The organism is Novosphingobium subterraneum, from assembly GCF_000807925.1.
GTDB classification, from domain to species: Bacteria; Pseudomonadota; Alphaproteobacteria; order Sphingomonadales; family Sphingomonadaceae; genus Novosphingobium; species Novosphingobium subterraneum.
Genome location: NZ_JRVC01000001.1, coordinates 58,976 through 81,712, shown reverse-complemented (window position 1 = coordinate 81,712; position 22,737 = coordinate 58,976). Strand labels below are relative to the sequence as shown.

Here is a 22,737-nt window from a genome sequence, read left to right as displayed (position 1 = left end):
TGCCATGAAACAGCGCTCCGGATGTGCTCGGGTCACCGGAGCGAAGCGGAGGCTTGACCGCAAACTGGTCGAGTGGTGCGGAAGTCCGCTTGCGGACTTCCCGGTCGGCCTGTTTGTGGTTGACCCGGGCATGTCCGGAGTGCTCATGGCGATGGTGGTGGACGGGCCATTGGCATGAGGCTGAAGTCGGATTTACACCGCGCCTTGGGAGCGTCGCCGTCTTCGCGCAGAGCGCTGGTTCCATGGCATGAGAAAAGGGCACCACGACTTGAGGCCGGGCACCCTTTTCCCTTGCCGAACGAGCGGGAGGCTGTTCGTCGATCGACCTGAAACTGGTTAGCGCTGTGTATTCAGAAACGGGAGCAAGATTGCCATTCAGCGGATGAGCAGTGCTTTACCTGAGAGCGCGCTCACGGCGCCCATTCCATTGTTGGAAACTGTTCGCCGCAATCGGTGTATGCAAGGACCGACAGGCTTTCGAAGACGGTCTCGATCTGGGCACTGCGAAAGGCTTCAGCGGTATGGTGATCGCTAAGCAGGGCACGTAGCGCATCCAGCGAGATTTCCCCCTCTGAACCGTCGCCCTGCCCCAGTGCCCGCACAACCTTGGCGGAAAGTTCCGATGGCAGCGGGATGTCGCGCGCAAGGGCGATATGCTCGGAGACCATGATGGTGATCGGGGAGGGTCCGCCGGGGCAGTGGACACGCAGCGTTCGCCCAAGAAACTGCGCCTCCTCGACAATCGCAATCACCTCGGCGCGCCAGTCAAAGCAGGCGGCAAAGCTTGCGAGGGAAAGAGAGTTCGCGTTGACTTCGAAGTTGAGCGGTGTAGCCGAGAATTCGTGACTCTCGGTTTCGATGTCGGCATGGCCCGCGTGCAGCCGCCGCATCAAGCTTGCGAGCTCGAGCGCGGAGATTTCCGCAGGTTCGGAATGGAGCCGAGTGGTCTTGTCCTTCACCCTGAATGTGACGAGCATCTTTACCTCCTGCTGCTGCTCGCCATCTTGCTTTCCCCCTCCTCTTTTAGGGGTGAGGACCGGATACTGAGCGGGGCCATTCTCACCGATCTCGGCCCGCCCTTTGCATGTTCCAATCGGCGCTTAGCATCTGGCACCAGCGGGCTTCCTCCGTGACGGGCAAGGGGGGTTCGATGCCCCCTGAGCCCGTGCTCGCACGAAAGAAGATTGGAAGGCCCCGGTCAGAGCCGGAGCCTTCCATAAAGCGCTCATGCGAGGCTGCGTGAGCCTGGCTTGCGCTGATCACTGATGCGCCGGATGTGGAGCGGCACTCCCGCCTGGCGGAGGCGCTGTGCCAAGTTGGACTGGATGCCGGAACCCTCGCCGATAATCGCCTCGACCGGCCCCAGCTTCACGATGTTCTCATTGCGCAAGAACGGGGCACGGTTGCCGTGGCGACGATCGGGCATGAAGAGGATGGTTTGCACCCCGTTCCGCTGTGCCCAGGCATTCGCCATGGCATCGACACCCTTGCGCATTCCGGTCGTCCCCAGAACCATCGTTGGGATGCGGGCCTTGATGTCATCGAGGATCTCCCAGATCATCTCGAAGTCATGCCAGTCCTGCTGGCCGCCAGAGACGATCACTAGCGGACCATCGGGCTGGAACTGTGCCCGCCGATCTCTCGCCCGAGCGGCAAGGTAATCCTGTGCCTGGACCTGCGAGGCGGTCACACCATTCTTGCTGACCTGCGACCCGCGCGTGGCTGTGAATACCCGGCCTGTTTCGACCCGGTAGACGTCGGCAGCATGGTCCCGCATTGCCTCGAGGGCTTCTCGGCATCCTTGCAGGGTCTGGCAGAGCGCTTGTGTCTCCTCGAGTTCCACGGCGTAGATCTCCGAAGGATCAAAGTGACGAGCGACCTCACCCAGCTTCTTGGCGGCATCGTCTTCGCGCCCCTCGGCCAGACGGGCGGTCATGTGAAACGAGTTGACCATGCCCCAGGCAAGTTGCTGCGCGAACTCCTCCATGCGCGTGTCCTTGAGGACATCGAAGATCGTTCCGATAGCCATCTCCACGGCGCGGCGCGCCATGTCGGGATCCGGCATTTCAGCTGCGATCGGTTCATCGATGATGCTCAGCTTGGCAAGATCGCTGTGCTCGACAAAGGCACCGTCGTAGGATTCGACGATACCGTCACGGCTGTCGGCGAGTTCGATGCGCGCATTGGCGAGATCAGCGAAGCTGTTGAATTTCTGCATGGGTAGCCTCCGATTGTTGAAATCGTCCCCACATCGGGAACGGCCGACAACCCATCGGTTGGGAGGCGTGCAGTCAGGGACGGCGAGCCATGCTCGCCGCCGCCATGGCGGGCGTGGGGGTGCCGATTTTCTGCGCACTTGCCGCAAGCGCAGCGCAGCAGGCACGTGTGTGGAAAATTGGGGGAACCGCGATCCTTGACGAGCGCCGGAGACCGATATGTTTCGGCAGGTGTTCCTGTGTGTGGAAGAGACGTTCCCGCCCCCGAGCAAGAGAGACGAAGGCAGGCCCGGTCAGGCGCATCAGCGCCACGCCGGGCCGCCCCTTCGGCCCCGCGCAGGGGTTACAGCGGGAACACCACCAATCTTGAGAGGCCCTTTGGCGGGGTTGGTCGGCAGGCGACGGACTGCCAGGGACGATGCCGCAAGGCCGGCAGCGCCGCCGCGCGGGCGGCGAAGTCAAGCGCAGCGACAGCCTGAGCCGATACTTGGCCGGACGGAGGATGCCGAATGACCCGCCTGCGCGCCGCTGCGCGCATTACGGTCGGAAAGCTCCGACCGCGAACGCCTTCCTGACAAGGAAGGGCGCGTTCGCGGGTAAGGGGCGCTGCCCTGCCCGGACGGGCGGCGGCGCCGGGGTGCGGCAAAGCAGCTCCCGCGTTCATGTAATGAGCCCATTGTCGGCCCCCGCAATGGCGCTATGTTCGAGTGATGGCCGTCTGGCAGTTCGTCATCAACCTGATCCCTGCCTCTGCGGCGCGTATCGCAGGGGTCGACGCTGCACGGATGAGCCGCACGCAGCTCGAGGAGGCTGTTCTGGCGCTGCCAATCGCAGAGGCGGACGTGCTGTTCACGAAACTCGACGCGCTGTTGCCCGAGAAGCCGCGATCCTACACCGGTCTCCGGGTGTGGGGTGACGAGCCGAACGACGACATCCAGGTGAGCTTCGATGAGCAATACATCGAAGAAATCCAGGTCCGCTTCGACGTGGCAGATATCTCGCTGCCATTGATCGGCGGGGTCTGCGAGCTCGCGCAGTATTTCGACTGCGTCTTTGCAACGCCGGAAGGTGCGATGATCCAGCCAAGCAGGGAAGCTGTGATCAGGACGGTTCTCCAATCGGACGCAGCGCATTTCGTGCAAGATCCTCCGGGCTTTATCGGAAAGGCGGTCCGTCTGGATCGGAAGGACCGATAGGGTCCTTTGGCAGTGCCCGGCTACATTCCGCGAGGAGCATGACCCGTACTTGAAGCGGCCCGGCAGTTTCGTTCACGTCGCTACCGAAAGCCGACATTCTGAAAGCGACCCCATAGCTGCCCTAAGCATGGTAACCCCAAGACTTCAGCGGATCACGCTGCAACATTGGGATATTGTATAGCTTTGCCAACACTGCCCCAATGTAGGCGCTTTATGCGGCAGGAATGCCAAACCGCTTCGCCCTTGTCGCTTTCGTCCCTTCCATTCTCCTGACCGCCTGCGGAAGCGAACCCGCTGCGCCTGGCAAGCCACCTGTTCACAGCGAGGCGATCGCCCACGAGACCGAACTTGTCCGCCTGAAGCTTACGCCGGAAGCGCAGAAGCGGCTCGGGATTGTAACCGAGCGGATCGGGACGGGCACCGCATCGGCCGTGCGCATGACCAGCGGCGAGATCGTCATCCCGGCGGGCGTCGGCGGCGCGCCAATCAACTCCGCCAGCAACCTGCAACAACTCGCCGCACAACAGGTGGCCGCCGATGGTGAACTTGCGCGGGCAAGGGCGCAACTGGCCTTGGCGCGCGTCGCCTACGATCGCGCCTCGACATTGGTTGACGAGGAAGCGGGAAGCATCCGCGCGCGCGATGAAGCGACGGCAGCACTTGGTGCGGCAAAGGCTGCTGCCGACGCTGCGGCTGCCCAGCGCCGCCTGCTCGGGCCTGCGGTGGCGAGCCTTGGAACCCAGCGCCACGTCTGGGTGCGGGTCCCGGTTTTCGGGAGTGACCTTGCCGGGCTGCAACAAGGACAGTCGGCGCTGGTCTCGCCGCTTGGACAGGAAGGTGCCAAGCGATCGGCGCGGCCCGTCGATGCGCCGCCATCTGCCAATGCAGTGGCCGGCACCGTCGATCTCTATTTCGCGCTCGATAATCGTGATCGGGCATACCGCGTCGGCCAGAGGGTCAGCGTCGCGCTCCCGCTTGCTGGTGGAAGGAGCGAAGGGCTGTCCGTGCCGACCTCTGCGATTCTGAGCGACATCTATGGCGGTGAATGGGTCTATGCCAAGACCGAAGCCGACACCTATGTGCGCCAGCGCATCGAGGTGGCAGCAACGGAAGGTGGCCGCGCGATCCTTTCGCGGGGCCTGCGTCCTGGCACGCTGGTGGTCACCGCAGGCGCTGCCGAGCTGTTCGGCACCGAGTTCGGGGTCGCGCACTGATGCTGGCCTGGCTGGTTCGCTCCGCGCTGAAGCAGCGCGTGCTGGTGCTCGCCATGGCGGCGCTGCTGGTGGTGCTCGGCCTGCGCGCGTCGGCCGATGTGCCGCTTGATGTTTTCCCGGAGTTCGCTCCGCCCATTGTCGAGATCCAGACCGAGGCGCCGGGCCTGTCGACCGAGGAGGTCGAAAGTCTGATCACGGTGCCGATCGAAACCGCGGTCAATGGCGTGCCTGATCTGGCAACCCTGCGGTCGAAGTCGGTGCTGGGGCTGTCGTCGGTGACGATCCTGTTCGAGCGCGGCACCGATGTGATCCGCGCCCGCCAACTGGTGCAGGAGCGCGTGGCACAGGTGCAGGCGCGACTGCCTGCCGCTGCTCGCCCGCCTGTTATGCTGCCGCCGCTATCGTCCACGAGCCGGGCCATGAAGATAGGCATCTCCTCCAAGAAGCTCGATCAGATGCAGCTGTCTGAGCTGGTGCGCTGGACGATCCGGCCCAAGCTTATGTCGGTGCCGGGCGTCGCCAACGTCGCGGTGTGGGGCTATCGTGATCGCCAGCTTCAGGTTCTTGCCGACCCCGACCGGCTGCAAGCCTCGGGCGTGACGCTCGCCGAGCTGCGCGCAGCAACCGGGGATGCCGTGCTGGTCGGCGGCGGCGGCTTTGTCGATACGCCCAACCAGCGGCTGCCGGTGCAACAGGCCAGCGCCATCCAAACCTCCGAGGATCTCGCCAACACGGTTATCAAGATTGCAGGCGATGCGCCAGTTCGGGTCGGCGATGTCGCGCGGGTGACCGATGGCTTTGCCGCTCCCATCGGCAATGCGATCATCGACGATGGCCCCGGCCTCATGCTGATCGTCGAGAAGCAGCCGACCGGCAATACGCTCCAGCTGACCCGCGATGTCGAGGCGGCGGTCGCAGAGCTGCGCCCGGGCCTCAAGGATGTGAAGATCGATACCACGATCTTCCGCCCGGCAACCTTCATCGAGAAGTCGATCGACAATCTGACCCGTGCGCTGATGATCGGCTGCGTGCTGGTCGCAATTGTGCTGTTCGCCTTTACCCGTGACTGGCGGCAGGCGACGATCAGCCTTGTGGCGATCCCGCTGTCGCTGCTCGCAGCCGGGCTCGTGCTGCTGTGGAGCGGGGCGACGATCAACACAATGGTGATCGCCGGACTGGTGATCGCGCTCGGCGAGGTGGTCGACGATGCTATCATCGATGTCGAGAACATCGCCCGCCGTCTTCGCCTGAACCGCGAGGCGGGCAAACCGCGCTCGGCCTTTGCCGTAGTTCTGTCGGCTTCGCTCGAAGTGCGCACGGCGGTGGTCTTCGCCTCGCTGATCGTGATGCTGGTATTCTTGCCGATCTTCTTCCTCGGCGGGGTGGCGGGGACATTCTTCCGGCCATTGGCGATTGCCTATGTGCTGGCGATTGCCGCATCGTTGCTGGTCGCGCTGGTGGTGACCCCTGCGATGTGCCTGATGCTGCTCCCCAATGCGCCGATGAAGGAGCATCGCGACACGCGCTTTGTCGCCTCGCTGAAGCAGCGCTACCTCGGCGTCCTTCCCCGGCTCATCGATCGGCCACGGCTTGCCATGGGCATCGTCGCCGGCGGCTTGCTGCTTTCCGGCGTGGGCTATCTGGGATTCAAGGACCAGTTCCTGCCCGACTTCCGCGAGACAGACTTTCTGATGCACTTCGTCGAGAAGCCGGGCGTCGGTATCGATGCGATGGACCGCATTACGATCCGCGCCTCGAAGGAGCTGCGCGCGATCCCCGGTGTGCGCAATTTCGGTGCGCATATCGGGCGTGCCGAGGCTGCGGACGAAGTGGTTGGCCCGAACTTCACCGAGCTGTGGATCAGCCTTGACGATGAGGCGGACTACGACGCCAGCGTTGCCCGGATCAAGGAAGTGGTTGACGGCTATCCCGGCCTTTACCGCGACGTGCTCACCTATCTGCGCGAGCGCATCAAGGAGGTGCTCTCGGGCGCAGGCGCGACCGTGGTGGTGCGAATCTACGGCCCCGATCAGGACGAGCTGCGCGCCGCAGCCGAGCGGGTGCGCGGCAAGGTCGCCAGCATTTCCGGTGTGACCGACCTCAAGGTCGAACAGCAGGTGCTCGTGCCGCAGATCCAGATCCGTCCTCGCTCGGCCGATCTGGTGACACTGGGCCTTACGCCGGGAGAAGTGCGGCGGCAGGCACAGACCCTCGTCGCTGGCGCGAAGCTGGGCGAGATCTACCGCGACCAAAAGGCTTTCGACGTCGCCTTATGGGGCGAGCCAGCCATTCGCGGCGATCAGCACGCGCTTGCCGATCTGATGATCCAGACTCCAGTCGGCGCGCCGGTGCGCCTGCGCGATGTCGCGGATGTAGTGATCGTGCCCGCGCCCAACGAGATCAAGCGCGAGGATGGCCAGCGCCGTCTCGATGTCACGCTCAACATTGCCAGCGATGCCGATCTCGGAGCCGTAGCGCGCGGGGTCGAGGCGGCAGTGAGCGAGGTGCCCTTCGCCACTGGCTATCACCCCGAGGTTCTCGGCGAATATGCAGCGCTCAAGGATTCGCGTTCGCGGCTGTGGACGGTTGGCCTTGCCTGCCTTGTCGGTATCCTGCTGCTCGTGTGGCTGGAGTTCCGCTCGACGCGGATCACCGCGCTGGTCGGCCTCAGCCTGCCCTTCGCGCTGGTCGGTGGGGTGATCGGGGTCGCGCTCACCGGCGGGGTTCTGTCGCTGGGATCGCTGGTCGGCTTTGTCACCGTAATCGGGATTTCCGCGCGCAATGGCATCATGCTGCTCTCGCACTACGATCATCTGCGACGGTTCGAGGGCGAGGAGTTCGGCCCGGCCCTGATCCTTCGCGGCGCTCAGGAACGTCTGGTGCCGATCCTGATGACCGCCCTGTGCGCCGGGCTTGCGCTGGTGCCGCTCGTGGTCGCGGGCGACAAGCCAGGCCACGAGATCGAGCATCCCATGGCAATCGTCATCCTCGGCGGCCTGATCTCATCGACCGCGCTCAACCTGTTCCTGATGCCCGCGCTTTATGCCCGCTTTGGCAAGGAGCGTCCGGCACCCGAGCCGGACCTTGCGGAGGCGGTGGCATGAAGCGGCTAGTCCCCGTCGCGGCGCTGATGGTGACCGCTTGTGCGACAACGGCCCCGCCTGCGGCAACCAAGGTCGATCCCACGATCGCTGCCGGGCCGTTCGCGAGCCTGCCGGTCGCTTCTATCGAGCCTGTGCCCGATGATTGGTGGCGGCTCTATGATGATCCGGTGCTTGACCGCTTGGTGGAGGCCAGCCTTGCGGCGAATGCCGATCTCAGAGTGGCCTATGCCAATCTTGATGGTGCGCGCGCGGCGTTGCGTCAGGCGCAAGCCGCCCGGCTTCCCCAGACCACGATCGAGAGCAGTCTCGGCGTCGACAAGCCCGCCAATCAGCCCAGCGCCTCGGGCAACGTGCCGACGACCGACTACGATCTGGGGGTGACCGCCAGCTGGGACGCAGACCTGTTCGGACGGCTCCGTTCAGGCGCACTCGCTGCCCGCGCCGATGCCGAAGCGCAGGCCGCTGCTCTCGATGGGGTAAAGGTCGCGGTCGTCGCCGATACGGTTCTGGCCTATGTCGATCTGTGCGGCGCAACCCGCAGCCTTGCCGTCGTGCAAGAGCAGGTCGCGCTTCAGGACCGCGCGCTGACAATCATCCGCAGCCAGCTGGCGGCAGGCGAGGTCTCCCCGCTGGAAGTGTCGCAGGCCGCCAACCTTGTCGCCTCGACCAAGGCAACCATCGCACCGTTGGAAGCCGCGCAGGCCAATGCGCGCTACCGCCTCGCCACTCTCGCAGGTCGTCCGGCAGGAGAGGCCCGCAGCAATCCCGTGACTTGCAGCGCGCCGCCCAAACTGCGCAATGCGGCTCCGGTCGGCGATGGCACGGCTTTGCTGCTGCGCCGCCCGGACATCCGCGAGGCCGAGCGGCGCCTTGTTGCCGCCACCGCGCGGATCGGTGTTGCTCGTGCCGATCTCTACCCCCGTATCAACCTTGGCGGGGCGCTCGGCCTGCTGAGCGGAGGGCTGGTCGCGACCGGGTCGCCGCTGGTGAGCTGGGCCTTTCCCAATCAGGCCCCGGCCCGCGCACGTATCGAACAGGCTGAAGCGACCGAGCGGGCAGCGCTGGCTGGATGGGATGTGGCGGTCCTCCGGGCGCTGCGCGATGTCGAGACGGCTCTTGCGGCCTATGATGGCGAAGTGCGCCGCAACCGCGCGCTGACCGAAGCCCGCGACGAAGGGCGTCTCTACGCTCGCCGCGCCGAGGCGCGCGTCAGGCTTGGCGATGCGGCACCACTCCTGCGGATCGACGCCGACCGGACATTGGCGCAGGCCGAGCTGTCGCTCGCGCAGTCCGAACTCGCGGTTGCACAGGCGCAGGTGGCGCTGTTCCGCGCGCTTGGCGGTGGCTGGCGCAGCGGTGCCAAGCCGTTAGAATGACCCCATGAGAATCCTGATCGTCGAGGACGATACCGAAACCAGCCAGTTCATTGCCCGCGGCCTTGCCGAGCTGGGACATCAGGTGGTGACCAGCGGCGACGGCCGCGACGGGCTGTTCCAGGCGACCGATGGCGGCTTCGATGCCATGGTGGTCGATCGGATGCTGCCGGGGCTGGATGGGCTGGCGCTCGTCAAGGCTTTGCGCGCTGCCGGGAACACCACCCCGGTGCTGATGCTAACAGCAGTCAGCGGAATTGCCGATCGGGTCGAAGGGCTGGAAGGCGGAGCTGACGATTATCTGGTCAAGCCGTTCGCCTTTACCGAGTTGGCGGCACGCATCCATGCGCTCGGTCGTCGTCCTTCGACCGCAGCGGAGCCCGCCCGGCTGATCGCAGGCGACATCGAGCTCGATCTGCATCGCCGCACGGTTTTGCGTGCAGGACGCAGGATCGCGCTCCAACCCCGCGAGTTCACGCTTCTGGCCGAGCTGATGCGGCACCCCGGGCGGATCATGACCCGCACCATGCTGCTCGAACGGGTGTGGGATTTCGACTTCGATCCCAAGACCAACATCGTCGAGACCCATCTCAGCCGGTTGCGGTCCAAGCTCAATGCCGGGTTCGACAGCGATCCGATCGAGACCGTGCGCGGCGCGGGCTATCTCATCAGGGACGGCGGATGAAGCGCTGGTGGCGCGGCACTTTCGGTCTGGTGGCCGCCGTCGCCATGGGTTTTGCGCTGGCGACACTCGTGATCGGCGCGGTGGCATTCGAAACCACCCATGAGGCGCTCGAACTGCAACTCGATCACCGCATTGCCATCGAGACGCAGGCGCTGATCGACGAAGGGCAGGACGGACATGAGGGCGTGGCTGCCGCCATCCGTCGACGTGAGGCGGCGAGCAGCACGGCAAGCCTCGGCTATCGGCTCGTCGATGCTCAAAACAGACCCGTAGCGGGATCGCTCGATACGATTGTCCCGTCAAAGCCCGGCTATGTCGAGCTGCTGCCTTACAAGTTGGGCGGCGAGGAGCGGATCGCGCAAACGCTGACCACCGCCCTCCCGGGTGGCTACCGGCTGCTTGTCGGAGCGGATCGCGCCGCAATCGACGAGATGGACATCCGCTTCATCCAGCTGTTTCTCGGCGCATTCGGCGCGATGCTGCTACTCGGCATCGGTGCGGCTTGGCTGGTGGGTATCGTCACACGCCGCCGCCTTGCCCGCATCGATCAGACTGCGGCTGCGATCATTGCTGGCGATCTGTCGCGGCGGGTTCCCTTAGCCGGGGCCGGCGACGAGTTCGACGGCGTGGCTACGACGCTCAACCGGATGCTCGACCGGATCGCCGGCCTGATGGAGAACCTGCGCCAGGTCTCAAGCGATGTTGCCCACGACCTGCGCACGCCGCTGACACGCTTGCAAAACCGGCTCGACGAGGCCCTGCACGAGCACGACGCCGTGCTTCAACGCGAGGCCATCGAGGCTGCCGCCGGGGAAGCAGGTGAGTTGCTGGAGGTCTTTTCCGCCCTGCTGCGGATTGCGGAGGTCGAAGGTATGGCCGCCCGCGCGCACTTCCAGACGGTGGATCTCACCGCGGTGGTGACCGATGTGGCAGAGGCGTTCCGACCCTCAATGGAGAGCAGCGGCCACCAGCTTGTAACCAGCATTGCGCCCGCCCTGACTATGCGCGGCGATCGCAGACTGCTGCAACAGATGCTCACGAACCTGCTCGACAATGCCGCGCAGCACACGCCGCAGGGAACGACCGTCCACATCGTCCTCGAAAGCACCCATAATGGCATCAGCCTCGCCGTCACTGATGATGGTCCGGGCGTGAGCGAGAATGAGGCGCCAGACCTCTTTAATCGGTTTGCACGGGTAGACCGCAGCCGATCCACACCCGGCCATGGTCTGGGGCTGGCCATGGTTGCGGCAATCGTTGCCGCCCATTCTGGCAGCGCCACCATTGCCCCGCGCCCGGGCTTTGGTGTGCACATCGAGTTTTGATCTTACCCGACAGGTCGTCCAGATGCTGCCATTCGCCTTTCCACCCACTTCCGGTCATCCGGCGCGATCAAACTGCTTCCCTAAACCGGACATAAGAGCATACCCTGCGGAACCGAAAGCAACGCATGGCTTGGGCAAAGCTCACCGCGCCAGCGATCGCCACCCGAACGGGCCGAGACCCGGCAGGGACTCGGTGACGCCGGTCGCAGACGCAGCACACGAGCAAGGCTTGTGTGCTGCCGGCAGCCCGGCGGAATAAAGTGCGATGCCGGCCATAGGCCGGCAGGCGCCAACCTCCCCTTCGGCATCCCTTGACGATAAAGTTCTTTATATGTTCTCGGTGGCGTATGGGAACCAAACGCCTCGATTCTGTCGCCGATCTCGTTCGTCATGGCCTCAATGCGCAGATCGAGTGCGGCCGCTGCAGGCGTGTAGTCATCATGCCGGCGGCCCGGCTGCGCGATCAGTGCTTCACCAGGTCGATCCCCCTCAAACTGGACATGGTAGCCCGGCACTTGCGCTGCAGCTGTGGTCATCGTGGTGCCAGGATAAATCCCACCGGCAACTAACCGGCCTGCGCTCCGCACTCGGGTGCGCACCATCAATAACGCGGCGAAGGGCGGCACCGAAGCGCCGCCCTCCTGATGATCACAGAAACTCGACGTTCTCGGCGATGATCTCGCAGCCATAGCGGTCGTTGCCTTCGGCGTCCTGCCAGCGCGAGTAGTGGATGCGGCCCGTCACGGCGAGCTGGTCACCCTTGGCCTTGTGCTGGCGCAGCGGGAGCCCGAGGCCGTTGAAGACGGTGATCTTGTGGAATTCGGCATCCTTGACCGGGTAGCCGGTTTCCGGATCCTTCTGGACCTTGCCGTCGCGGATCACCGGACGTTCAGTCACGAGGATCAGTTCGGTGATGCGGGTGTCGCTGCGGTCGCGGGCAACGGGATCCTTGGCGAGACGGCCGACGAGGTTGACGATGTTCATTGCAAGAGCCTCCTTGGTACCGACGGCTCGTCCGCCGGTGCCCTTGTCGAGCCTCGGCGGGAGAGCTGGGACACCGCGCGCTTCCGCGCGCGGGGAACCTCGTAAATCGAGGTGGTGCGGGCAGCCCGGCTTGCCGGGCAACACGGCTCGCATTTCTGCAGGTTGGCCCTAAGCTCGACCAAAGAGGCATGGGCACTGGTCGGCGGACGTGCTGTTGGCACAGGAGCTTATCGCACGCCTGGACATCAACTTCGCCGCGTACCGGCTTGTTATTGACGATGATGATCACGGGATAATTCGCCCGCCCTTGCCGATCCCGGTGAGCGAGAGGTCCCTCTGCGGCACTGATCCGGAATACCCGACCTCGGCCACCTCCGGCGCCAATCCACAACGCCGGCGTGACTGGCCTGACGTTGATGCACGATCAGACAAGGCTCCAAGGAGCAGGCTGCCTCGGCGTTCCGGAAATCAATCGCGATCGACGGCAGCGGCGCCCCAGGCTCCGATGGCATCGATGATCTTTGCTGTGAACCGCGGTGGGAGTCGTCCGGCAATGTACCCGGGCTGCTTCATCAGGGGTCTGATGTCGAACCCGGGCCAGGTGAACCGGTTGAATTCCGAAACGACAATCGCGCTACCCGGAACGAGCCCGGCTGTGCGTGCGATCTCATCGGGGATGGGGATGGCGTTCTTGCGCCCCTCGCCCTTGGTCGTGATCTCGGCAACCAGATAGCGCGAGCCGTCCACACCCACGACGACGACGAAGCGTTCCTTGACGCCTTCGTCGCGGCCTCGTCTCTGCTCTTCCTCGAAGAGATAGACGTAACGGAGGATATGGCCTGCGGCGGGTCGGTCAGTCTTCCCAGCGGTCATTGGCAAGTTCACTGGCCGAAGGCCGTGCATTGGCAAAAGCCTTGCGGTCGGCTCCGGTCATGTCGGACGAAGCGACAGCTTCGATATTCATGTGGCCGGCGATCACACCGCGTGCCGCCTGTTCAAGATGGCGGAAATACTCGCTATCTGCGATTACATGCCGCTCGCGGCCATGGCTGGTCAGGACGACCGGCTGCTTGGTTGCCAGATCGAGGAACTCGCCGGTGTTGTTGTGAAACTGGGTTAGGGGAACCCTGGGGTGCTCATTCGCCGCCGCTGGCATGGTGGTATCTCCTCTTGGCCTTAAAATAGCAATTATTGCCAAAATAGCAAGATTTCTGTGGCGCCACTCGCCGCGCTAGTCGTCCCCATCTCTCGCCAGCGGCTCAGACAGCCACGGGACGAGGCCCGCATCAATCGCAATGCCCAGTGTCCTTGCGAGGCGGCAGGCTCGAGCGATTGACCCGTCTGGAACATCGAGCGCCCTTTCAATGTGCCCAAGGGTTTCGCCAGCGCCAGGCGCACAGACCGCGTGAAGCTTGCCCGGCTGTGCCGTGATGGCAAAAGGCCAAGTCATCGCGACACCGACAACCCGTTCATCGAGAACAAGCAGGGTGTCACCGGCTGCGATGCTCTCGTCGGTCTGCACGGCGTCGTAGGCATTGCCCGTCGAGGCGAACGCATGGATCCGCCAGACGCTGAAGGCGAAGCGCTCGCTGTCGGTCAGCATGGCAGGCTCGCTTCGGAAAAGGCGCGCTGCGCCGCCTCCGGAAAGGCTGCGGTGAGGTTCCGGTGAAGCGGTCCGGAGGACGCTGGGAAGAATGCGCCGGTGCTGCTCGGCCGTGTGATCCGCAGCGCGCTTGCGACGGCATCCACGACGAAACCCGCAAGCTGATTGCTCGCTGTCAGTTTGCCGAATTCAGGCGGTGCAAACCCGGCTTGATGCCAAAAGGCGAAGCCGGTCTCGAGGGTCTCGATATAGCTGGCATGGCTACCATCGTCCTGTTCGTCGTCGACGCTCGCCTCGACCGTCCGGTAGGTCCCGAAATCATGGGCGTTAGCCTTGATCCGCAGGGTGATCCCGGCGGGCGGAGGCCCGGCGACCGCGATCAGCGCAGCCCTGTAGAGCGTGACTTCTGCGGTATTCACGAGGTCGAAGTTCGGGGTGTGGCCGATCTGCGCGCAGTCTTCGTTCCACGGAGCCCCGCCAAGATCGAGAGTCCAGTTTGTCTGTGCCATTCAAGCCTCCTTTGCTTGAACGGCACCTCCCCCTTCTCTTTCGCAGGCAGAGTTTCCGCTGCAGGTCGGCTCGGCTTGCAAGCACCGGGCAAAGAAAAGGCCCGCCCGCGACGAATGCGCGGACGGGCCTTCCCGATGTGACCGGCGCGGGTCGCGGCACCGGTCACGGGGGGCTTGTCCCGGTCAGGCGTCGACGCTCGCGCGCGTCTTGCCCTTGGGTGCCGGAGCGGTGCTGTCGCCCAGACCGTCGCCGGTGGCAGCACCGCTGTCAACGCTGCGGTCGCTGGCCGGTTCGTCGCCGGTGGCAGTCAGCGGCGGCAGGGCGCCTTCACTCTCGCTGCCGAAGCCGTCGAGCGAGGCCTTGGGCTTCGAGCGGCGCCAGGCGACGTTGTAGCTGCCATCGTTCTGCTGGAACATGGCGACCGGGATCGGCGCCGAGAGGCTGGGATCGTCGATCTGGCCCGAGAGGAAGCACTCGCCGGTCTCGTTCGACGAGTATTCCCAGAGCGCGCCGATCTTGACCCAGCTGCGGCGGTCCGCCGAGAGCGCCATGAGGTCGAACTTGGGTGCCCGCTCGTTGGTGGATTCGAAGGCCCGCAGCGCAACCGTCGCGCTGAAGGTCAGGGTGGTGATGCGGCCGATGTGAACGCCTTCTGCGTTGGCCTTGAGGGTGCCGATGTTCATGTCGAAGTTCTCCTGATGCCGTCCGAACCCCTTGTCCGGAACACCTTCTCCCATCCCCCCTCTCCTCCGGGCCCCTGGCCCGGCCCGTGCGCCAGCCACCGCAGGCGCGCGTCATCCTGTCCAGCCCAGAGGGCTGAGGAGTCTCGATAGTTGGATTGGAGCTGAACCGGCCCTGCTACGAGCCAGGCCCGGTCTGTACCGACCTAAGCTTCGGGCTCGGACCCGTCCTTGATCTGGTTGAGGCGCGCCATGAACGCCTTGGCTTCGAGCTGATTGGGTCCATCGCGCGTGGCGAGGCAGGCCATCCTGTCGATCTCGAGCTGTGCGGCAAGACTTGCCTCGATATGGCAATAGGGCTCGAGCGCGCGGATTGCGTCAACCGCGCGGGGCAGCTCTCCGAAAGCGGTTCCGACCCATACGAGTTCGATTTCCTCCCCGTCTTCGTCAGGAGCGCTCAGAACCTGCGCGAAATAGGTCTGAAGCGGTCGGTCCCATCCGACATAGGCACTGGCAGCAGCAATCCCGTCACGAAGCGGTACTTTGTGCCTGCTCATGCGCTCGTTACCTCCCCACCCTTAACTGGGCCGATGCCCCGCGGCGCACTGACATGTCAGCCCCTGAACTCATCAGTAGTCCGCTGGCCGCATCAGCGTGATGACGCGCTGTGTCATCGCTGGATTGGCCGGATCCTCGGACCCGAATGCCAGTTCGGTGTCGTAATAATCGACTTTCATCAGCACCTTGATGCCATCGACATCCATGCTTGCAAAGTCTCGCTCGGGCGAATCCGGGGCGAAGGTGCAATGGCGCAGAGCGGCCATCAACCGAGCCTGAACCATCATGCTTTGTGCCACCGTGTCGCCGCCGAATTCTGCAAGCAACCCGGAGGTCATGACGATGCGGGCCGTTCGGTCACGGCCCTGGCGCGCGGCATCATTGAGCAGCGCAATGCGCTCGGTGCGTTGCCGCGCGCAAGTGAGGTCAGATGTGTCATGCATTGGAGGTCTCCTCCTGATCCAAGAGACGACGAGCGGACAACCGGACGGCCTCGCGGGACTCAGCCCGCAGGTTGAAAAGCGGAAAGCTGAACATCGATCGCGGTCCCGGCAGCAACGGTAATGGCAACCTGCCGGTCCTTGGGAATGACCCAGAGGATGCCGGCAAGCGTGTCGCGGATACGCGCCGCAATGGCCTCGTCCTCGCCGAGCAGCACCCGGGCCGCGAGCTCGCGCGCATCGCGCAGGAAGTGCTCGTGCTGGGTGTCCCAGGAGTCGGCCTCGCTGTCGTCGTTCGCGCAGAAACAGACGTTCTCGATCAGATCGACCAGCGTTTCAGGAGTCAGCGCCGGACCCGGAACATAGGCAATGCGGATCTGGTCGATGCCGCTGTACCAACCATCCTCGCCGAGGACGAAGGCGACATCTGCCGAGATCCGTTCCTCGCGCTGCGTTACGCTGGCGCGGTGGAAGACGCAGAACCTCAGCTCGATCGTCTCGGCACGAACATGGTCATCGAGCGGGGGGAAGCTGCCGTTTTCGGCGATGACGTGGTCGCGCTCTCCGGCTGCAACATAGAAGCGCACGTTGCCGAGCTGATGCAGCGCGTCATACCAGCCATAGCCAGCGTATGCGGGATGGTTCTCGACGAGGTGCGGGCGCAAGGGGTGGTCGCGCAGCGCGCGCTCCAGTCCCTGGGCAATATCGGGCTCAAGATCCGCGACAAGGATCGTGTCCGCACCTGCTGCGATTTCCTCATACTCGACATTGACGTTGTCGCTCTCCGCAATGGCAGCATGCCAGCGGGGCAGGCAGGGGTCGGCCTCCGGCAGGGCAACCCCAAGATCGCGCGCTTCCTTCCAGTTCTCGAAGGAAAGCCGGTGCTGGCCTCTGTGCGCCAGCGCGGCATAGATCGTGCGCCTGCACGCTGCCTGCAGCGCCGCAAACGCGGCATTCTCGACGAATTCCTTGCGCGCCGGGAGCACAAGGGCAAGGCCCGGGGTGGCCCCGATATCGAGCCGGGCATGGTATGTTTTGCCGCCAAGGCTCTCCGAGACGCTGGCAAGCTTGCGGGTGAGCACCATCCCATAGAAATTCGTGGTGGGGTCCTGGTGGTATTCGCGCCCTTCGAACACGCCGATCTGGCTGCCGTTCCACTCGGCGATGTAGATTGCTTTGGCGAGAAAGTCCTCGCGTGGCATTTCCGTGCCATTGAAGAACACCGGCAGCGGGTAGAACTTCGCGACCTCGCGCAGAATCCGCTCGGTGGTCTGCTCGCTCACGCCGGGCATCAGGAAGCTGATTGTCGTCCCGACGGGGCGAGCAAGGGGCTGCACGGCAATGTCCTGCGCACCGGTCCAGCCATCCGCTGGGACATGGACCGACCATCCGATGTCGGCATCGGTATGACGCGAGCTGATCCGGGTTTCCTTGCCCGCCAGGCTGAAGACACCCATGCCTGCCGGGTCTTCGGCCTCATGGATGTGCTGGCTCCAGCCCGAATCCCCCAGCGCAATCATGGTCTGCGGATGGGCGACTCCGGTTCCATCATCGACAAGGGTCAGGCGCGCTGCGTCCTGATCCGCGCAGCAGGCGATATCGATCCGGGAAGCGCCCGCGCGGCGACTGTTCTGGAGGAGCTCGCCGAGGATATCGCCGATGGTGCCATTGAAGAGGCGCGTGACTTTGGTGATCGTCTTCGGGCTGACGCTGGGTCGAATAACTGTCGGGTTCATGACAAGGGGTCCTTCATCGCACTGTTTCGCCCTTCCCCTCCCCCTTCCCTTCAGAACAGCGGATTGATGCCTGGCCGGAGCCCGGCTGCCTTGGCCTGCTCTTCAGCCAACGCGCTTGGGTCGCAGGGCTTCAGGAATCGGGATGATGTCGTGCGCCGTATCACGCAGCGCCTTAACCTCGCCGCGCGCGGCGTAGAGGTCCTTGGCGATGAGCGCGCAGACCTCGGCCTCGCCATAGGTTGGGCGGCCAAGGTGATCGACGCGCTCGACTTGCCGGGCAATCACGCCGACTTTGCCGTCCGGCACCCACTCGGCCCAATCGCCCCAGGCGCTGGTCACGCAGAATTCGCCGATCGCGGCCATATAGGCCTTGCGCGTCCGCAGGATCGCAGAGGAATTCTCCTCTATGGCCTCGCCGGTGAAGGCGCTGAAGCGGTCCGGGTGCCAACATCGGGTAGTATCGCGGGCAAGCTGCAGCAAGCCCGCAGAGCAGGAGCCCTGCCCTTCAAGCTCGCTGGTGAAGGCAAGGATCGGGAGCCCCCAATCGCAATCTTCTTCGTAGGCCCCGCCTTCGATCCGTAGCGCCGCTGGCATGGCGGCCTGTCTCTGATCGGACAGAATGATACCGCCGTGGCTGGCGGTCATAACTGACCATATGCCGGGGGCCAGCTGATCGGCCTGCTGGACGGCGCCCCAGATGGAAGTGGAGGGACGCGGTGATGGGGCAAAACATGGCATGAGCGAACTCTCCTGTTGCAGGTTCGCTCAGACCCTCCCCCTCTTCTTCAGCTCAGGATCCCGAGAGCGGTCCGGGCAACGATCTCGGGCGTGACGTCTCCAAGAGCGAGGGCCGCCACCGGTCCAAGCTGCGAAAGACGAGTCCGCTCGATTGCCCTGAGGGCGAGATAATCCTCGTCGGACGACTGGAGGATTTGCAGCGCAAAGCGGCACTCCTGCCCGGTGTTGTCGTCGAGAAGGGCGATCAGGAAATCCGGCCTTACGGAGACGTCCGCAAATGGCAGATCGAAGAGGATCTTCTTCACCGCCATCCGGATGTCCCGGCGTCGCAGGATATACTGCGCGTCTTGGAGCGCCCGCAGAACGTCTCGGTCGTGGTCTCGCTCTGTCGGCACGAACTGGTTGCCGCTCAAGACAGGCTGAGCGTAGGCGCGCAGCGCGACATAGCCCTCCTTCCTGCTGTGCTCGCCGACGACGGCGAGCACAAGGAACGGCGGCTCAACTTCGGCGCGGATGATCCCGGTGTGCTGGATGCGGTTCCGGACCGAGATCGTGCCGAGACCGGTGACGATCTCGGTGGAAGTGACCGCATTGGCCTCGAGCAGAAGAAACGCCTGGGGCGCGAATTCATGAGGCCATCTCTCGGCCGCAGCGCGCAGCCGGGCGTGAACCCGCCGCTTTTCGTAATCGATGGCGTTCGTGTAGAGATGGGCCGAGAGCGGAACCCCGGGCGCAATCTCGAGACCTTGCGCAGCCCGGCGCAGGAAACGCATCTCCTGGCTGATCGAGCCCTCCCGTGGCCCTGCTGGCGGAAGCTCGCGCAGCACGTTGGAACCCGCCCGCTCGAGCAGCAGCCACAGCAGTTTGCCGAGGCGCGGGATTGCAACACCACGCGACCGGTCGTCTGGCTCACTGTGGTCCGGTTTCTGGGCGAGTTTCTCCGGCGCCTTCTGGTGCGCGTTGAACAGGCCATCTGGAACATCGAGCGCGTAGAGCGAATCCCTTGCTGTCTCGCGGATGCGCGGCGGTGCCTGGGGCAGGAAAAATGGACACGCCGGCGCATGCATCGGCCTCGAAGTCAGCCGCCGCAGGTAATAGGTTTCCTGAAAGCTCAGGTAGGCCGGGCTCAGCAGCGGCGGCGCGGTGACCTCGCCCAGACAATCGCAGGCGAGCCATTTGTGATTCTCGCGCGCTGTCACGACGAGAGAGACGCAGGCCCGGTGATCGGCCTCGTTGCCATGGCCCGTGTACCAGCGGACCAAGGCTGCTCGCAGACCGTCGCCAATGGCGACGCGCCCGGTGCTACCTGTGGTGTCCTTGGCCACCAACCACATGGTCTGACGCTCTTGACCGCCCCTTTTGTTCACTCTATGTTCGTCACATAGAGGAATTTTGTCTTATGAACAAGGTATTCGATCTCGGCCAATTCGACCTCGATCTGACGCTGCGCGATGCATCGGTTGACCCACTGGTGACGCCTACGCGGCGCTCGCTCGCCAATGCCTCTATCGGGATAGAAGCGTTCGATGCCTATTATTCGGCGCGCGAACTCTACGAAGCGCTGCAGGGGGTTTTCCAGGGCACACCCGGTGCCAAGAACAAGCTGACGCAGGTGCTTTCGTGCCAGTGCGATGATTATCAGCGGTGTCTCTACTACACGCTGGCGGGGCGCGGCATCGTCCAGATGCTGGATGATCTCGAATGGCTGCTCGATCTCCTGCGCCCTCGCTGCGAAATGTCGGGGAAGCTCCTTCGCTCCGGCGAGAGGCCTGCACCGCAGGTCAATCCTTATGTCGCAAGTGAGCCCGACGGGCCCGTTCCAGCACGCTCGGCCGACTTCGTCGAGGGACCCTCGTGGTATCTCGATCCGTCGCTTGGCGGCCGGATCGAAGACTAGGCAGGCATCAGCTTGCCGGCCTAACAGGCAGAAATCAGGGATCGCGCAGGCCAAGCCGGTCGTCGTCATCTACGAGCGTGATGCGCCCTTCCCAGTGCCAGAGGACAAGGTTGAGAGCGTCGGCGGGAGCGCCGCGGGCGTAGCTCGGCACGACAATGCCCACATAGCCTTGCGCGATCGCGGCCTCCGCCAGATCTTGCGTCGGGACCGGTTTGCCTGAGAGCATCCGATCGCGCCACGCCGGGTCGGCGAGCTCAGCCGGTGCGATACCGAAAGGCCGCAATGCAGCCGCATCGCGGCCATCGAGCAACGATCCGATATCGGCCTGATAAGCGACGAGCGTGGTGGGCTGGAGGGTGCCAACCTGATTGGCCTCGCGCAGCGCGGTCTCTGGGGCGAGGGAAGTATAGAGCGCGCTGCGCCCGATGCGATTGAACCGTCCGCCAAACCGGGCCGCCCCCTCCCCTGAGAGGGGTTCGCGGGACCAGACCGGATTGTGGGCGCGGTAGAGCAGCCCGGTGAAGTGCATGAGGCTAGGCGTGAATGCCGGCGTCGACGGCGTCGATATAGGTCAGAACGTCATCGGCCCGGTTGTTCTGCACAAGCTGCATTGCAGTCTGGCCCGAAAAGCCCGGCAGCGGCTCAGAGCGGTACCAGGCATAGGCCAGCAAGGCTGAACCGAACCGCGGTTCGACCTTGTTGAGCACTTCGACCATCTGCCGAAGGCGGCGCTGGGTACGATCGGAGGCAATCCGGTCCTTGCGCTGGATCGCGTCCTTGCCGAGACCCAGCGAGCGCGCCAGTTCGTCGCTGGTGGTGCGCAGCGCATCGACGATTTTGCGCGGAGCAAACGCGCCATTGTCCGCATAGTTCTGAATCGCCATTGCAAAGCTCCATGACTTCTGACGCGATATAGCGTCATTCTGCATGGCTTTCAAGCTGCCATAGGGCTGGCGCCGAGTTCGTCACAGGACGACAACTTGCAGTTCGATCGCACCGGGTGGGTTTTCTCCCGTCGGCATGACACAGAAGGGCTGGAGCGTGTTGCCGGTTCTGACCACAGCGTGGCTCTTCCCGGTTTTCGCGCTCATCCGGATGGCGACGCGCTCGGCATTGGCCCGCCCGCAAAGGACACGGCGGCGCGGATCGAGGCTGGCAGAAGTCATGGAAGAGGCCCTCGCTACTGGGCTATCGGGAAGAAGGTCTTGATCCTTCGGGCGGGACGAATGATCTCGAAGCGCCGCTCCATCAGCCGGGAGATACGATAGGCCCCGAAGCCATCGGGTGTCCGCAGCTCGATCTTGCTCCCGCGCTTGCTGACCCGGAACTCGCGGTGTTCGCTGCCGTCAGTAAAGCGCAGCGGTTCGGGAAGCCGCAGGATGTCGCCATCGGCAACCTTTCGCTCCTTGAGACGCAGCATGGCGTAACACCGGTTGCGCCAGTCCAGGGCATAGGGGTGCGAGGATGAGGTGAGCAGTTCCAGGATGCTTCGCGGGCAATTCGCCTCGACGGGGCCAGATTGCTCATCCATGTCCTTGTAGCCGAAGATCAGGCCATCGGCCGCCTTCGGGTTCCAGTGGACCAGGCAGATAACCGCCGTCACGTAGAGCCTCTCGCGATCTTCACCGTAGCGCTCGACGGCTGCATAGTAGGTGCTGCCGGTGAAAACGCTCTTGAGGACCCGGCACCCCCGGAACGGAGCATCTTCGCAGGCCTCCCGTTCGTAGGTCAGCTGATCGTCGAGATAGGCTTTGGGCGTTTCATGCCCTCCCATCCCTGCGCGGTGCATGTAGAGCCAGCCCATGTGCGTGTCCTTCAGATGAGCCCCGGCTGAGCCGGAGGTGCGATTTGCAGTTCGCGGGCGATCCGCGCTGTGAGTGCCGGAATGTCGGCAAGCGCGGTGATCGGAGCCTTGCGCATGACCGCGCCGGGGGGCTTCCAGAACGGGTTCCGCCAGGCGAGACCCGGTTCGCCGAACCGCTCGGGGCTGATGCGGATGTAGACACCGTCTGCTTCGAGCACATGCTCACCGGCGAGGGCCTCCTGCGAGGTGTAGTAGCTGATGCGGTAGGCGGAATGATCGAGCCCGATCCCGGCTGCGATCTGGCGCAGCGCGCGCGTACCCTCGCGCCGGTAGTGTCGCAGTTCTTCAGGACGATAGTCGATCCCGCGCTTGACCAGCGCAATGATCGCAGGTCGGTGCTTGAGCTCGCCGAGGCGCTCGATGCACTGTGCCCGCAAGATCTGGTCGTCGGCCTCGCAGGTTGTCGGCCTTCCGTCGGCAATGCGCTGAAGGTGGCGAGTGAGGAGCAGAACCGCGGGACAGGTGGCGACCTGCCGGCCTGCGAGGCGCACATCATCGACGGCCTCGTTCAATGCTCGCAGCGCGGTCTCGAACGTCGTCAGCCCATAGGGCTCGAGCGCGCGGCGGTAACGATAATCGATGTCGCAGGACATGCGGCTTCCTTTCCATTGCAA

26 protein-coding genes are annotated in these 22,737 nt (G+C 64.2%); 8 read left to right on the top strand and 18 right to left on the bottom strand.

What is annotated here, in order from left to right; translation table 11 throughout:
- Positions 1-4: 4 nt before the first annotated feature.
- Positions 5-178 (top strand): hypothetical protein, encoded by a 174-nt coding sequence (locus NJ75_RS24155; protein WP_156135669.1) that lies wholly within the window; start codon positions 5-7, stop codon positions 176-178.
- 232 nt (positions 179-410) lie between these two features.
- Here NJ75_RS24155 and NJ75_RS00375 read toward each other — a convergent pair whose 3' ends face one another.
- Positions 411-977 (bottom strand): hypothetical protein, encoded by a 567-nt coding sequence (locus NJ75_RS00375; protein ID WP_137775974.1) that lies wholly within the window; start codon positions 975-977, stop codon positions 411-413.
- Positions 978-1,225: 248 nt separating this feature from the next.
- On the bottom strand, positions 1,226-2,218 hold the full coding sequence (locus tag NJ75_RS00370) for a DUF2493 domain-containing protein (RefSeq protein ID WP_039330724.1): 993 nt from the start codon (positions 2,216-2,218) through the stop codon (positions 1,226-1,228).
- A 708-nt stretch (positions 2,219-2,926) separates the two neighbouring features.
- On the opposite strand from NJ75_RS00370, the gene NJ75_RS00365 reads away from it, so the two are divergent.
- From NJ75_RS00365 to NJ75_RS00340, 6 genes are all read left to right on the top strand, one after another.
- The gene (locus NJ75_RS00365) at positions 2,927-3,412 is read left to right on the top strand and encodes a hypothetical protein (RefSeq protein WP_039330721.1); all 486 of its coding nucleotides are present in this window, start codon (positions 2,927-2,929) and stop codon (positions 3,410-3,412) included.
- Between the two features lie 224 nt (positions 3,413-3,636).
- Positions 3,637-4,626: an efflux RND transporter periplasmic adaptor subunit gene (locus NJ75_RS00360; protein WP_039330719.1), complete on the top strand. Its 990-nt coding sequence runs from the start codon at positions 3,637-3,639 to the stop codon at positions 4,624-4,626.
- Entirely contained in the window at positions 4,626-7,730 is a 3,105-nt protein-coding gene (locus NJ75_RS00355; RefSeq protein WP_039330717.1) for an efflux RND transporter permease subunit, read from the top strand. The genes NJ75_RS00360 and NJ75_RS00355 overlap by 1 nt, the downstream gene beginning before the upstream one ends.
- Positions 7,727-9,106, top strand: a complete 1,380-nt coding sequence (locus NJ75_RS00350) for an efflux transporter outer membrane subunit (protein WP_039330714.1) — start codon at positions 7,727-7,729, stop codon at positions 9,104-9,106. The genes NJ75_RS00355 and NJ75_RS00350 overlap by 4 nt, the downstream gene beginning before the upstream one ends.
- A gap of 4 nt (positions 9,107-9,110) precedes the next feature.
- A complete protein-coding gene (locus NJ75_RS00345; protein WP_039330712.1) occupies positions 9,111-9,788 on the top strand; it encodes a response regulator transcription factor in 678 nt (225 codons plus the stop codon).
- Positions 9,785-11,113: a sensor histidine kinase gene (locus NJ75_RS00340; RefSeq protein WP_052241792.1), complete on the top strand. Its 1,329-nt coding sequence runs from the start codon at positions 9,785-9,787 to the stop codon at positions 11,111-11,113. The genes NJ75_RS00345 and NJ75_RS00340 overlap by 4 nt, the downstream gene beginning before the upstream one ends.
- Positions 11,114-11,761: 648 nt before the next feature.
- Here NJ75_RS00340 and NJ75_RS00335 read toward each other — a convergent pair.
- The 11 genes from NJ75_RS00335 to NJ75_RS00285 form a co-directional block, all read right to left on the bottom strand.
- Complete coding sequence (locus NJ75_RS00335; protein WP_039330710.1) at positions 11,762-12,097, bottom strand: single-stranded DNA-binding protein; 336 nt, start codon at positions 12,095-12,097, stop codon at positions 11,762-11,764.
- A gap of 468 nt (positions 12,098-12,565) precedes the next feature.
- Positions 12,566-12,970, bottom strand: a complete 405-nt coding sequence (locus tag NJ75_RS00330; RefSeq protein WP_039330708.1) for a hypothetical protein — start codon at positions 12,968-12,970, stop codon at positions 12,566-12,568.
- A complete protein-coding gene (locus tag NJ75_RS00325) occupies positions 12,951-13,253 on the bottom strand; it encodes a type II toxin-antitoxin system prevent-host-death family antitoxin (protein WP_039330707.1) in 303 nt (100 codons plus the stop codon). The genes NJ75_RS00330 and NJ75_RS00325 overlap by 20 nt, the downstream gene beginning before the upstream one ends.
- A 75-nt stretch (positions 13,254-13,328) precedes the next feature.
- On the bottom strand, positions 13,329-13,700 hold the full coding sequence (locus tag NJ75_RS00320; RefSeq protein WP_022675508.1) for a hypothetical protein: 372 nt from the start codon (positions 13,698-13,700) through the stop codon (positions 13,329-13,331).
- A complete protein-coding gene (locus tag NJ75_RS00315; protein WP_039330704.1) occupies positions 13,694-14,209 on the bottom strand; it encodes a hypothetical protein in 516 nt (171 codons plus the stop codon). Before NJ75_RS00315 ends, NJ75_RS00320 begins: the two co-directional genes overlap by 7 nt.
- A gap of 183 nt (positions 14,210-14,392) precedes the next feature.
- The gene (locus tag NJ75_RS00310) at positions 14,393-14,947 is read right to left on the bottom strand and encodes a DUF736 domain-containing protein (protein ID WP_052241790.1); all 555 of its coding nucleotides are present in this window, start codon (positions 14,945-14,947) and stop codon (positions 14,393-14,395) included.
- A 149-nt stretch (positions 14,948-15,096) separates the two neighbouring features.
- Positions 15,097-15,447, bottom strand: a complete 351-nt coding sequence (locus NJ75_RS00305) for a hypothetical protein (RefSeq protein ID WP_052241788.1) — start codon at positions 15,445-15,447, stop codon at positions 15,097-15,099.
- Positions 15,448-15,519: 72 nt separating this feature from the next.
- Positions 15,520-15,891 (bottom strand): DUF3768 domain-containing protein, encoded by a 372-nt coding sequence (locus NJ75_RS00300; RefSeq protein ID WP_039330702.1) that lies wholly within the window; start codon positions 15,889-15,891, stop codon positions 15,520-15,522.
- A gap of 59 nt (positions 15,892-15,950) precedes the next feature.
- Positions 15,951-17,624 carry a hypothetical protein gene (locus NJ75_RS00295; protein ID WP_039330700.1) on the bottom strand — a complete coding sequence of 558 codons (1,674 nt, stop codon included), beginning with the start codon at positions 17,622-17,624 and terminating at the stop codon, positions 15,951-15,953.
- Positions 17,625-17,726: 102 nt separating this feature from the next.
- Positions 17,727-18,362, bottom strand: a complete 636-nt coding sequence (locus NJ75_RS00290) for a DUF7007 domain-containing protein (protein WP_372587596.1) — start codon at positions 18,360-18,362, stop codon at positions 17,727-17,729.
- A 47-nt stretch (positions 18,363-18,409) separates the two neighbouring features.
- Positions 18,410-19,696, bottom strand: coding sequence for a hypothetical protein (locus tag NJ75_RS00285; protein ID WP_039330698.1), 1,287 nt, complete (start codon positions 19,694-19,696; stop codon positions 18,410-18,412).
- 65 nt (positions 19,697-19,761) lie between these two features.
- Between NJ75_RS00285 and NJ75_RS00280 the strand changes: the two genes are divergently transcribed.
- Complete coding sequence (locus NJ75_RS00280) at positions 19,762-20,259, top strand: hypothetical protein (protein ID WP_039330696.1); 498 nt, start codon at positions 19,762-19,764, stop codon at positions 20,257-20,259.
- A 34-nt stretch (positions 20,260-20,293) separates the two neighbouring features.
- On the opposite strand, the gene NJ75_RS00275 is transcribed toward NJ75_RS00280, so the two are convergent.
- The 5 genes from NJ75_RS00275 to NJ75_RS00255 form a co-directional block, all read right to left on the bottom strand.
- The gene (locus NJ75_RS00275) at positions 20,294-20,788 is read right to left on the bottom strand and encodes an RES family NAD+ phosphorylase (protein ID WP_039330694.1); all 495 of its coding nucleotides are present in this window, start codon (positions 20,786-20,788) and stop codon (positions 20,294-20,296) included.
- A gap of 4 nt (positions 20,789-20,792) precedes the next feature.
- Positions 20,793-21,143 carry an antitoxin Xre/MbcA/ParS toxin-binding domain-containing protein gene (locus tag NJ75_RS00270; protein WP_022675518.1) on the bottom strand — a complete coding sequence of 117 codons (351 nt, stop codon included), beginning with the start codon at positions 21,141-21,143 and terminating at the stop codon, positions 20,793-20,795.
- 81 nt (positions 21,144-21,224) lie between these two features.
- Entirely contained in the window at positions 21,225-21,425 is a 201-nt protein-coding gene (locus NJ75_RS00265; protein WP_039330691.1) for a hypothetical protein, read from the bottom strand.
- Between the two features lie 14 nt (positions 21,426-21,439).
- Positions 21,440-22,063: a DUF6927 domain-containing protein gene (locus NJ75_RS00260; RefSeq protein ID WP_039330689.1), complete on the bottom strand. Its 624-nt coding sequence runs from the start codon at positions 22,061-22,063 to the stop codon at positions 21,440-21,442.
- Positions 22,064-22,074: 11 nt separating this feature from the next.
- Positions 22,075-22,716 (bottom strand): hypothetical protein, encoded by a 642-nt coding sequence (locus NJ75_RS00255; protein ID WP_052241785.1) that lies wholly within the window; start codon positions 22,714-22,716, stop codon positions 22,075-22,077.
- Between the last annotated feature and the right edge of the window lie 21 nt (positions 22,717-22,737).